General features: G+C 65.5%; 6 protein-coding genes. 3 read left to right on the top strand and 3 right to left on the bottom strand.

Going from position 1 to position 11,978, the window contains the following annotated elements; genetic code table 11:
- Positions 1-31 precede the first annotated feature (31 nt).
- The 3 genes from ABIB78_RS17530 to ABIB78_RS17520 are packed head-to-tail and all read left to right on the top strand — an operon-like array spanning position 32 to position 6,725.
- Entirely contained in the window at positions 32-3,298 is a 3,267-nt protein-coding gene (locus tag ABIB78_RS17530; protein ID WP_429026709.1) for a DUF2126 domain-containing protein, read from the top strand.
- Between the two features lie 20 nt (positions 3,299-3,318).
- A complete protein-coding gene (locus ABIB78_RS17525; protein WP_429026707.1) occupies positions 3,319-5,850 on the top strand; it encodes a circularly permuted type 2 ATP-grasp protein in 2,532 nt (843 codons plus the stop codon).
- A complete protein-coding gene (locus ABIB78_RS17520; protein ID WP_429026706.1) occupies positions 5,847-6,725 on the top strand; it encodes a transglutaminase family protein in 879 nt (292 codons plus the stop codon). Before ABIB78_RS17525 ends, ABIB78_RS17520 begins: the two co-directional genes overlap by 4 nt.
- Before the next feature lie 40 nt (positions 6,726-6,765).
- On the opposite strand, the gene ABIB78_RS17515 is transcribed toward ABIB78_RS17520, so the two are convergent.
- From ABIB78_RS17515 to ABIB78_RS17505, 3 genes are all read right to left on the bottom strand, one after another.
- Positions 6,766-8,268, bottom strand: a complete 1,503-nt coding sequence (locus tag ABIB78_RS17515; RefSeq protein ID WP_429026704.1) for a sensor domain-containing diguanylate cyclase — start codon at positions 8,266-8,268, stop codon at positions 6,766-6,768.
- 308 nt (positions 8,269-8,576) lie between these two features.
- A complete protein-coding gene (locus ABIB78_RS17510; protein WP_429026702.1) occupies positions 8,577-9,293 on the bottom strand; it encodes a hypothetical protein in 717 nt (238 codons plus the stop codon).
- A gap of 852 nt (positions 9,294-10,145) precedes the next feature.
- Complete coding sequence (locus ABIB78_RS17505) at positions 10,146-11,852, bottom strand: methyl-accepting chemotaxis protein (protein WP_429026700.1); 1,707 nt, start codon at positions 11,850-11,852, stop codon at positions 10,146-10,148.
- Positions 11,853-11,978 lie beyond the last annotated feature (126 nt).

The following is an 11,978-nucleotide window of genomic DNA, read 5'->3' as shown; positions in this document are numbered from 1 at the left end:
TGCTCAAAAAAGCTGCTGGAGTCCTCGGTCCGTGTCGATCTTCGTCGCACTGCATCACGTCACGCACTACAAATACGACCGGCCGATCGATCTCGGGCCCCAGACCATTCGGCTCCGGCCCGCGCCGCATACCCGCACGCCGATCTTGAGCTATTCGCTCAAGGTGACGCCCGCCAACCACTTCGTGAACTGGCAGCAGGACCCGCAGGGCAACTGGCTGGCGCGCTACGTGTTTCCGGAGAAGGCGACCGAGCTCAAGGTCGAGGTCGACTTCACCGCGCAGATGACCGTGGTCAATCCGTTCGACTTCTTCGTCGAGCCCTATGCCAGCAGCTTTCCGTTCGAATATCCCGGCGATCTCAAGACCGAGCTCGCGCCTTACCTTGAGACCGATGAGCCCGGGCCATTGCTCGCGGCTTACCTGAAGGACATTCCGCGCAAGGCCGACAGCACCGTCAATTTCCTGGTCGAGCTGAACGCGCAGCTGCAGAAGAAGATCGGCTACGTGATCCGCATGGAGGCCGGCATCCAGACGCCGGAGGAGACGCTGGCCGCGGGCTCCGGCTCTTGCCGTGACTCGGCCTGGCTGCTGATTCAGACGCTGCGCCATCTCGGGCTCGCCGCGCGTTTCGTCTCCGGGTATCTCATTCAGCTGCGGCCCGATATCGATCCGCTCGAGGGGCCGCGCGAGGTCGAGAGCGACTTCACCGACCTGCACGCCTGGGCCGAGGTCTATCTGCCGGGCGCGGGCTGGATCGGTTTCGACGTCACCTCCGGCATGCTGACGGGCGAGGGCCACATTCCGGTCTGCGCCACGCCGCACTACCGCTCGGCCGCGCCGGTGACGGGCACGGCGGGCTTCGCCAATGTCGAGTTCGGCTTCGAGATGAGCGTCAAGCGCATCCGCGAGGCGCCGCGGATCACCAGGCCATTCTCGGATGAATCCTGGGCGCGGCTCGACCGGCTCGGCGAGCAGGTCGATGCCGACCTGAAGGCGGACGACGTGCGGCTGACGATGGGCGGCGAGCCGACCTTCGTTTCGGTCGACGATCTGGAATCGCCGGAGTGGAATGTCGCTGCGGTCGGTCCGACCAAGCGCGCGTTGGCCGACGATCTGATCCGCAAGCTGCGCACGCGGTTCGCGCCCGGCGGTCTGCTGCACTACGGCCAGGGCAAATGGTATCCCGGCGAAACCCTGCCGCGCTGGGCGTTCGGCCTCTACTGGCGCAAGGACGGCAAGCCGATCTGGAAGAACGCCGACCTGATCGCTTCAATCGAAAATCCGCGTAAAGCCGAGATCGCGGATGCGGAGCACTTCGCGATCGGGATCGCTGCGCGGCTCGGTCTGAAGGCGGACTACGTCACGCCTGCTTACGAAGACACCACGTTCTGGCTGCAACGCGAGGCGGCGTTGCCGGCCAATGTCAGTCCTGCGAATTCCAGGCTGGCGGATGCGGAAGAGCGCGGACGGATCGCGCGGGTGTTCGATGAGGGACTGACGACGCCGAAGGGCTATGTACTGCCGATCCAGCGCTGGACGCCGCTTGGCGATCGCGTCCCGGCGCGCTGGCGCAGCGAGCGCTGGAAAATCCGGCGCAGCCACCTGTTCCTCTTTCCGGGCGATTCCCCGCTGGGCTTGCGGCTTCCGATCGGCTCGCTCGAACACGTCCCGCCCGAGGATTTTCCCTATGTCATCGAGCAGGATCCGATGGCACCACGCGATGTACTGGGGGAGATCGATCCGGAGTTGAAGCAGGCGCTCATGGACATTGAAGAGCCGGTGCCGGTGCGCACCGCGATGTCGATAGAGGTGCGCGACGGCGTGCTGTGCGCCTTCATGCCGCCGGTCGAGAAGGTCGAGGATTATCTCGAGCTGATCGCCGCGATCGAGGCGACTGGCGAGGAACTGCAGCTGCAGGTGAACGTCGAAGGCTACGCGCCGCCGTTCGATCCGCGCATCGAGGTGATCAAGGTGACGCCCGACCCCGGCGTGATCGAGATCAACGTACAACCGGCGCAAAGCTGGCGCGAGGCCGTCGACATCACGCTCGGCCTCTATGAGGACTCCGCGAAGACGCGGCTCGGTGCCAACCGTTTCCTGATCGACGGCCGCCACACCGGCACCGGCGGTGGCAACCACATCGTGGTCGGCGGTTCGACGCCGGAGGATTCGCCGTTCCTGCGCCGGCCCGATCTGTTGAAGAGTCTCGTGCTGTACTGGCAGCGGCATCCGTCGCTGTCCTATCTGTTTTCCGGCATGTTCATCGGCCCGACCAGCCAGGCGCCGCGCATCGACGAGGCGCGGCATGACGGGCTCTATGAGCTGGAGATCGCGCTGTCGCACGTGCCGCCTGCGGGCATGGACGCGCCGCTGTGGCTGGTCGACCGCCTGTTCCGGCACATCCTGGTCGATATCACCGGCAACACCCATCGCGCCGAAATCTGCATCGACAAGCTCTATTCGCCCGATGGTCCGACCGGCCGGCTCGGCCTCGTTGAATTCCGCGCGCTCGAAATGCCGCCCGACCCGCGCATGTCGCTGGCCCAGCAGCTGCTGATCCGCGCGCTGATCGCAAAGCTGTGGCGCGAGCCGCAGCAGGGCCGGTTTGTGCGCTGGGGTACCGCGTTGCATGACCGATTCATGCTGCCGCATTTCCTCTGGCAGGATTTCATGGGCGTGCTCGCCGAGCTCAAGCAATCCGGCTACGACGTCGAGCCCGAGTGGTATCAGGCGCAGCTTGAATTTCGTTTCCCCGCCTTCGGCCGCATCCATCACGGTGGCGTCGGCCTCGAACTGCGGCAGGCGCTCGAGCCCTGGCACGTGCTGGGCGAGGAGGGCACGGCGGGCGGCACCGTGCGCTACGTCGATTCGTCGGTCGAGCGGCTGCAGGTGAGGGCGACCGGATTCGTCGAGGGCCGCCACGTCGTCACCTGCAATGGCAGGCGGATGCCGATGACCGAGACCGGCCGCGCCGGCGAGGCAGTCGCCGGCGTGCGCTTCAAGGCCTGGCAGCCGGCTTCCGGCCTGCATCCGACCATTCCCGTGCACGCGCCGCTGACGTTTGATCTGATCGATACCTGGAACGGCCGTTCGCTCGGCGGCTGCGTCTATCACGTCGCCCATCCCGGCGGCCGCAACTACGAGACCAAGCCGGTCAATTCCTACGAGGCCGAGGCGCGGCGGCTGGCGCGTTTCCAGGAGCACGGCCACACCCCCGGCAGGATCGAAGCGCCGCCGGAGGAACGCACAATTGAGTTTCCGTTGACCCTCGACTTGCGGACGCCGCTCCTGCACTAATTGCGTTCGGGGGAAGTGCAATGACCGTGTCGGGTGGCCAAGGCAGTAGTCAAGAGAGCAGGGCCCGTCCCGGTCAGCGCCGGATGGCGCAATGGACCCGCGATTATGTCCGGCTTCCCGGCATTCCCGACGAGTATATTGCCGAGAACGGCGCGCCGCGGCCGGCCTGGGCCCGCTTCTTCGACGCTTTTGCCGCGCTGTCGCCGGCCGACATCGAGCGCCGCTTCGCCTCGGCCGATCGCCATCTGCGCGAAGCCGGGGTTACCTATCGCGCGCCCGGCGACACCTCCGACCGGATCTGGCCGCTCAGCCATCTGCCGCTGATCATCGACGCGGCCGATTGGCAGCAGCTCGCCGCCGGCGTCGCGCAGCGCGCGCAGCTTCTGGAAATGGTGCTGGCCGATCTCTACGGCGAAGGCCGTCTCGTCGCCGAGGGAGCGATCCCCGCTGCGGCGATCGCCGGCAGCAGCGAATATCTGCGCGCGGTCAGCGGCATCAAGCCGCCGGGCGGCCGCTACCTGCATCTCTATGGCGCCGACATCGGCCGCGGACCCGACGGCCGCTGGTGGGTGCTCGGCGATCGCACGCAAGCGCCGTCGGGCGCGGGCTATGCGCTGGAAAACCGCCTGGTGCTGTCGCGCGCCTTTTCCAATCTCTACAAGTCGATGAATGTCGAGCGCGTTGCGCCGTTCTTCGAAGCGTTCCGCGATTCACTTCGCGCCAGCGCCGACCGCGACGAGCCGCGGATCGGCCTGCTCACGCCGGGCGCGTTCAGCGAAACCTATTTCGAGCACGCAACGCTCGCGCGCTATCTCGGTTTCCTGCTGGTCGAGGGCGACGATCTCGCGGTCTCCGGCGACCGCGTCCACATCCGCACCGTCGCCGGCTTGAAGCGGCTCGACGTGTTGCTGCGCCGGGTCGATTCCAACATGCTCGATCCGCTCGAGCTCGATGCGTCCTCCTATCTCGGCGTGCCCGGGCTCGTCGAGGTCCTGCGCAAGGGCGGCGTCGTGGTCGCCAACATGCCGGGCTCGGGCGTGATGGAGGCGAGGGCGCTGCTCGGCTTCCTGCCCAATCTGTGCCGGCGCCTGCTCAGCGAAGACCTGATGATGCCGCACATCGCGACCTGGTGGTGCGGCCAGAAATCCGCCCGCGAGGAGGTGCTGTCGCGGTTCGACGAATTCGCGATCGAGGGCGCCTATGGCCGCGGCGTCGCGGATTTTCCCGACAGCGGGCCGGTGCTCCCGGGCGAATTGTCGGCAACGGACCGCGACCGCCTTAAGGATGCCATTAGCCATCGCGGCATCGATTATGTCGGACAGGAGCTGGTGCGGCTGTCGACCACGCCGGTGTGGGAGAATGGCCGCATTGCGCCGCGTCCGTTCGTGCTGCGGGTGTTCGCGGCGGCGACACCGGATGGTTGGACCGTGCTGCCCGGCGGCTTCTGCCGGATTGCCGATCGGGCGGATGCGCGCGCGGTATCGATGGGCGATGGCGCGGTGTCGGCCGATGTCTGGGTGGTCTCCGACAAGGCGGTTGCGACCTCGACGTTGCTGCCGGCGGTCGACACCGTCCGCATCCGCCGCATCGCCGGCGTGCTGCCAAGCCGCGCGGCCGACAACCTGTTCTGGCTCGGCCGCTATCTCGAGCGCGCCGAGGCCACCATCCGGCTGATCCGCGCGCTGTGCACGCCGCTGCGCGATCCTGCGCGGGCGAATTCGACCGGCTCCACGCCGGCGATGCATTCGGCCGAGCGCACCCAGCGCATGCTGGTCGTCTGGGGAGCGGCCTCGCAGACAGCGCGCGCCAATCCAGCCAAGGTTGCACTCGAAGCGCTGCAGAGCGACGAGAAGTTCGGCTCGGCGCTGTCGCTGGTGCGATCGGCGCAGCGCACGGCAACCTCGCTCCGCGAGCGGCTGTCGCCGGACGCCTGGCAGGTCATCACCGAGATGGCCGATCGTCTCGCGATCGAGGTTCATGACGACGACGGAGTCGTCAGCGCCGCCGAGCTGACCTTGCAGGAGCTTGCGAGTTTCGCGGGCCTCGCGCAGGAGAACATGAACCGCGCTGCCGGCTGGCGCTTCCTCGAGATGGGCCGCCGCGCCGAGCGCGCCATCAACACCACGCGCTTTGCTCGCCAGTTCGCCTACGACGAAGCCGGTGATGAAGACCTCGACGTCCTGCTGACGCTGGTCGACTGCCAGATCACCTATCGCTCGCGCTATCTGGTGCAGCCGCTGCTCACACCGGTGCGCGATCTGGCGGTGCTCGACCCCTATAATCCGCGCTCGGTCGCATTCCAGGTCGCGGCGCTGAACGAGCATATCGCCGCGCTGCCGAGCCTGAAGGAGCACGGCCTGATCGAGCGGCCGCAGCGGCTCGCAGTCGCGGTCGAGGCCATGTTGACGACGGCCGAAGCCGCCAGCCTCGACGTCAAGACGTTGTTTGCGCTGGAGCAGGATCTGCTCAACCTCGCCGACGCGGTCGGGCTGCATTATTTCCCGCACGGACCGAATGCCAGCCGGCCGGAGAAGCTCACGGGGCTGGCGTGATCTACGACATCCGTCACGTCACGACCTACAGCTACGAGACTCAGGTCAGCTTCGCGCGTTGCTCGCTGCGGCTGGAGCCGCTCAGCGGCGACGGACAGCAGTTGATCTCGCATTCGGTCGAGATCCGTCCCAAGCACGCCGAGCGCACCGCGCGGCGCGACTTCTTCGGCACGCTGACCGAAAGCGTGCTGATCGAGACGGCGCATCGCAGCCTGCGCATCGACTCCCGCTCGCGGGTATCGGTCGTGCGGCAGCCGCCGCTGCGTGACGCGGTGAGCCCGTCCTGGGAGAGCGTGCGCGATCACGCGTTCGAGGCGTTGAGCCTCGATGCGGCCTCGCCGGTCGGCTATGTCTTTGCCAGCGCGCTGGTGCCGGTGCTGCGGCCGGTGACGGCTTACGCGTCCGCGAGCTTTTCGCCCGGCGGCGGCATCCTTGCCGGCGCGGCCGACCTGATGCGCCGCATCCGCAACGACTTCAAATACGATCCCAAGGCGACTGTGATCTCGACGCCGCTCCGCGACGTGTTCGAGAAGCGCCATGGTGTCTGCCAGGACTTTGCCCATGTTATGATCGCGGGCCTGCGCGGGCTCGGCCTGCCTGCGGCCTATGTCAGTGGTTACTTGCGCACCATCCCGCCGCCGGGCCAGCCGCGGCTGCAGGGCGCGGACGCAACCCATGCCTGGGTGTCGGTCTGGTGCGGCAGCGAACTCGGCTGGGTCGGGTTCGATCCGACCAATGATCTCATGGTCGGGGGCGACCACATCATTCTCGCCATCGGCCGCGACTTCGCCGACGTCTCGCCGGTCGACGGCGTCATCGTCGGCGCGCGTAAGCAGAAACTTAGCGTCGCGGTCGACGTGCTGCCGGTGGAGTGAACGAGTGGGCGCGCGTTTCGACCGCGCCAACGGACCTCGATCAGGCGACGTGCCGCTTGCCCGATTTATCCCATCCGATCGGGCTGACGACGACGCGGTCGCGGCCTTCACGCTTGGCTTGATAGAGCGCAAGGTCCGCGGCCTTGAGCAGATCACGCGACGTGCGCTCGTGGTCCGGGACGAGGCAGGACAACCCGATGCTGACGGTCGGCAGCTCGTGCTCGGATTCGCGCGCAGCCGTCAACTTCGCGCGAATCTGTTCGGCGACTTCCAATGCGCCCGCCTTGCCGATGCCAGGCAGCAATACCGAAAATTCTTCGCCGCCATAGCGGGCGCCGAGATCGGTTGCGCGCTTGGTGCTCGCTGCGATGCACCGCCCCACGGTAGCGAGCACGTCGTCGCCGGCCTGATGTCCGTGCGTGTCGTTGAAGGTCTTGAAATGATCGACGTCGATCATCAGAAGTGACACCGGCGCCTTTGCGCGCATGCCCCGACGCCATTCCACGTCAAGGATATCGTCGAGGCGGCGGCGGTTTGCGAGGCCTGTCAGCGCGTCCGTGCTCGCGAGGTGCGCGAGCTGGCCTTCCGCGGCGGCCCGCCGTTTGAGAGCGGCCAGCAGGTAGAACATCAGGACGATCGAGAACGCGCAGAGCGCGGCCACCACACTGCCGATCAGCCAAAGCTGTTGCCACCAGTCGGCATAGATGCCGCTGAGCGCGAGACCCTCGGCGATGAGCAGGGGATGGTGTCCGACCTGCTGAAAGACATAGAGCCGGCTGACATGATCGACGATCGATTTCGTCGTGTAGAAGCCGGACTGCCGTGCCGGGAACTGCCTGAAGACCAGGGAGTCCCTGATGCTTTGCCCGATCTTGCTGATGTCGAACGGTGCTCGCATCAGCATGACACCGTCGGTGTTGAACAACGCCATGCTGTCGCCGAAGCCGAAGTTCAACTTGCGAAACAGATTGTGGAAATAGCTGAGCCGCATGCTGCCCGCGACCACGCCGGCAAAGGATCCGTCGTCGTTGCTGATGCGGCGGCTCAGGCTGATCAGATATTCGCCGTCCGGAGTAATCCACGGCGTACTGATGAACAGTCCGTTGTCCGCGCGCGACTGATGCACCCGGAAGAAGTCCCGATCGGCGAAGTTTGCGGTCCGCGGCGTCAATGTCCGGGAATCGAGCGTGACGTCTCCCGTCGCGTTCAGAACGAGGATCGAGCCGAGATCCTTGGCGGTTGCGGCGCGGTCGAACAGCACGACCTGGCGAAGCTCAGGGCTGATCTTCCCGAACTCCGGTAGCTTGACGCCGTCGGCGACCGCTTGCAGCGACAGGTCATAGAGCTCGATGTTGCGGTCGATCTCGCTGGCGATTGAGGCGGCGAGGTTGGTCGCGGCTTCCTTCGCATGCTGATAATCCTTGCCGGCCATCTCCCACAGAACGGACGCGCAGATCGCCGAAAAGCACAAGACGAGGCCGATCCCCAGCGCGAGCAGCCGTTTGGTCGGCACCGCCTTCGGCTTTGGCAACAGCCCGTTCATTGCTTGCTTCCACTTCCCCGCGCCCCCGCGCTCTGTCACTTTCTATAGGGGCATCAAATTGAGAAAGGCGACCTGAAGCGCGTGCGATTTGCGCACGTTCGTTGGGAGAGCCTTAACCATCCGGATCGGCCGGACCGATCGCCAGGTCCCGGGCGCGCGTCGCCCGATCCGCTCAGGTTCCCGTTCGCTGCAGGCCGTCGGGGGCGTCGCTGCGCAGGTTGCGGAAGAATTGCTCGAAGCGATGCCCATCATTTCCATTCCGTGAGTGAGCATTGATGTTTTCGCGACGGGCTCAGCACACCCGTGCACTACGTCCTCTCAATTTCCGATTGGTCGAGTTTGCTGCAATAGATCGCGGACTCCATCAGCAGTGTCAGCGCAATGTCGGGCGGCAGCACATCCTTCACGTTGAGAATGGGCCGGCTCGAAGCCTGCGCGGCAATGGCCGACCACCAGGCGATGGGCGCTGCGCCGAACTCGCGGCTGACACCCGGAAGTTTCCCCGAAAAGCATATCATGGCCATCGGCCAGACCACCTTCAGCAGGTCTTTCATGGGCAGATGGGCTTGATGTCGCGCGGGGACTGAAGATTTGCCCTCGTCGGCCCCGCCAATTGTCGCCGTAATGCGTTTGAACATCAGGTCGAGCTTTGGCACTTGTTGGTGCGGGAGGCCGGCAATCACCGCCGCGCTGGCCGCCAGTGACCAGACACATCGATTTCCCTCGGCCATGGTTCTTGGCACCAACATGTAATTCAGGCTGTCACCGAACCAGTAGTGTTCGCCGGAAGCCACGGTCGCACGATTGATATTGACGCCCACGACGGGCGGACTCTCGGCAAACAGCGTACGCTGCGCGGCGTACCCTGCGATTGCGCCGACTGCTGAAATGTAGCTTTCGGCATGAATTCGGCCGTCGGCGGTCAAACGGCGTGCCAGTTCTCCTACGAGGTGGCCGAGCGCAAAATTGCACGCCATGGCATCCGGCGCACTGTTCCATGGCATTTCGTTATCAATGGAGTCCATCTGGTCTCCCCGGGTTAGGCTCGAGCAAAATGAAAGACGCGGTCAAGGTAGCACTTAATTATTCATGGCCTGAAGATGCGGCCCGGCACACCGGCCATCGAACGCGCGGATCGCCTCCGCAAGAGCCTGTTCGCTATCGCCTTCTGGCCGGGTGTCACGGCCAGGCGAAACCCACCGCGTGTGCCGGTGTTTAAAGGCCAATCACTGATTTGCCCGACGGCGCAAGCCCCTGTAGCAAAAATATTTCGCTTTATCCGAAACGCAACTCAGTGTATGGTTTGCCCGTCTCACCCGATCGAGGGGCGGATCGCGGTCGTCACGAACGTGGGTCGAGATGCGGTGGACGCGGATTGCGCAACTGACGAGTGCGCATGAAGCGGACGGCGAAGTCGTGTGGTCCTGACGCCCTAGTGGTAGGTGTCTTTTCGCATTGCGCGATGCGCGTTGTGAAGACGGTGACAAGCAAGCCCAGTCTCGCCGGGGAGAGCACGAAGTAAGCCGTAGCCCATCGCGCAGGGAAAGCCGGATTGCTCCGGTTACACCTGTGGTCCTACCCCCGAGCTTTCTACCTTTTGCTCGGGGCCCATGGGTGCGATCGGCACCCGGCTTTCCCTGCGCCCTCTTCAAGAGAGGGCGAAACGAAAAGCAAAGCTCGGGCGAAACGCGCCGCGAGAATGCGAACTCATACTCTCCCCGTTGTCATGCCCCGCGCAGGCGGGGCATCCAGTACGCCGCGGCCTTCTTAGCTCGAGCTCCGGCGTCTCTGGAATACTGGATCACCCGCATGCGCGGGTGACGACACCCAACATGCCATTTGAAAGTTTTGAATCAGCCCCAGCAGCCACGTTATTGCTACGTCCCGGTCCGCCGCAGGCCGTCGGCGCCGTCGCTGCGCAGGTTGTGGAAGAACTGCTCGACCTCGCGCGACAGCGTCTCGGCGGTTGCGGTCAGATCGTTCGATGCCGCGAGCACCGATTCCGCCGCTTTGCTGGTCTGGTCCATGTCGTCGCGGAGCGAGCCGACATTTGTCACCAGGGTTTCGTTGCCCTGGGCGGCCATCTGCGCATTGGCGGAGATTTCGCGTGTGGCCGCGTCCTGCTGGCCGATCGCGCTTGCGATATTTGCCGTGACGTTGCTGATCTCGCGCACGGCCTGGCCGATCTCGCGCACGGCGGCCACCGAGTTGCGGGTCGAAGCCTGGATCAGGCCGACATTCTCGCCGATCTCGGCGGTTGCCTTTGCGGTTTGCCCGGCCAGCGCCTTGACCTCGTGCGCGACGACGGCGAAGCCACGGCCGGCATCGCCGGCGCGGGCGGCTTCGATGGTGGCATTGAGGGCGAGCAAATTGGTCTGCTCGGCGATCGCCTGGATCAGGTTCAGCACGCCGTCGATGCGCTGGGTGGTGGCGGCAAGGCTCTCGATCTCGGTGATCGACCGGTCGGTGCGCGCACCTGCCTGATCGACCGCGCCGGACGACTGCTTGACCTGGCGGCCGATCTCCTCGACCGAGGCGGAGAGTTCTTCGGCTGCGCCCGCCACAGCGGACACGTTGCTCGAAGCCTGTTCGGTCGCGCCGGCTGCCGCAACCGCCCGGCCGCTGGCGTCAGCGGCGACGGTCGCGATGGTCTGCGCGGTTTGCCGCATCGTCGCGGCGTTGTCGTGCACCGCGCGGAGCACCTCACCGATGGTGCCGCGGAATGCGTCGACGAAGCTCTCAATATGGCGGCCGCGCGCGACGCGGGCCTCGGAATCCTGCACGACTTGGGCGTTCAGGCTGCGATTGCGGTCCATCGCCTCCTGGAACACCTTGATGGCGCGTGCCAGTGCGCCGATCTCGTCGCTGCGACCGACATGCGGCACTTCGACATGGTCGGCGCCCTCGGCGACGTGCTTGATGGTCGTGGTGATCTGCGACAGTGGCCGGGCCACCGAGCGGGCGATGATCAGCACGCCGAGCACCACCACGATCAGGGCGGCCGCACCGAGCCCGGTCAGCACCAGCGCCATGGCGCGGTTGGTGTCGGTCTGCTGCGCCAGCCTCTTGCTACGCTCGGCATAGACCTTGGAGAGCGCCTCGAGATCCTTGTTCAGCGCGGTGCGGACGTCGCGGTTGGCGTCGTTGTCGCCCCACTCGCGCCCGGCTGCGGCGCCGATCTCGATGCCGCGGCGTACCAGCTCTTTCCGAAACTCGATGAACTGCTCGATGCGCTTCTTGAACACCGCGAACTGGGCGGCGTCGTCGGCCTGCACCAGGGTTTCCCAGTTCTTGACCACGCCAAGGATGCGTTCGTTGAACGCCAGCAGCCCGGCGCCGTATTTCTTCACCGCCGCCGGTTCGGTCGACATGTAGATGCCGCGGGATTCCATCACCACCGCATAGACCAGCGAATTGACCCGCTCGACATTGAGCGCGGCACGGCTTGCGAGGTCGACGGCCTCGGTCAGCTCGGCATTGCGCCGCGCGTTGTAGTCGGACAGGAAAGTGATGGCCGCGGTCAGCGCCGCAATCAGCGCAAACGTCGAGTACAGCCTGGCAACAAGCGAGAATCGGGATGCCATCGGGGGCCGGGACATGGGAATGGGGGATGTGACGGGGGCAGGCATTGCGGGCACTCCAAGAGGCCGGGGAGTACCTTCGGCCGATTAAAGCTTATGCAAAATCTTCATGGACAATTTCTTAACGCG

This window comes from Bradyrhizobium sp. I1.14.4 (genome assembly GCF_050435825.1).
Lineage (GTDB): Bacteria > Pseudomonadota > Alphaproteobacteria > Rhizobiales > Xanthobacteraceae > Bradyrhizobium.
Note: the sequence above shows the minus strand (reverse complement) of the source record. Positions and strands in the feature narration are given on the sequence as shown.

Excerpts from the sequence above, each read along its gene's own strand:
- ABIB78_RS17525 (WP_429026707.1), top strand. The coding sequence starts at position 3,319 with ATGACCGTGTCGGGTGGCCAAGGCAGTAGTCAAGAGAGCAGGGCCCGT.
- ABIB78_RS17515 (WP_429026704.1), bottom strand. The coding sequence starts at position 8,268 with ATGAACGGGCTGTTGCCAAAGCCGAAGGCGGTGCCGACCAAACGGCTG.
- ABIB78_RS17510 (WP_429026702.1), bottom strand. The coding sequence starts at position 9,293 with ATGGACTCCATTGATAACGAAATGCCATGGAACAGTGCGCCGGATGCC.
- ABIB78_RS17505 (WP_429026700.1), bottom strand. The coding sequence starts at position 11,852 with ATGGCATCCCGATTCTCGCTTGTTGCCAGGCTGTACTCGACGTTTGCG.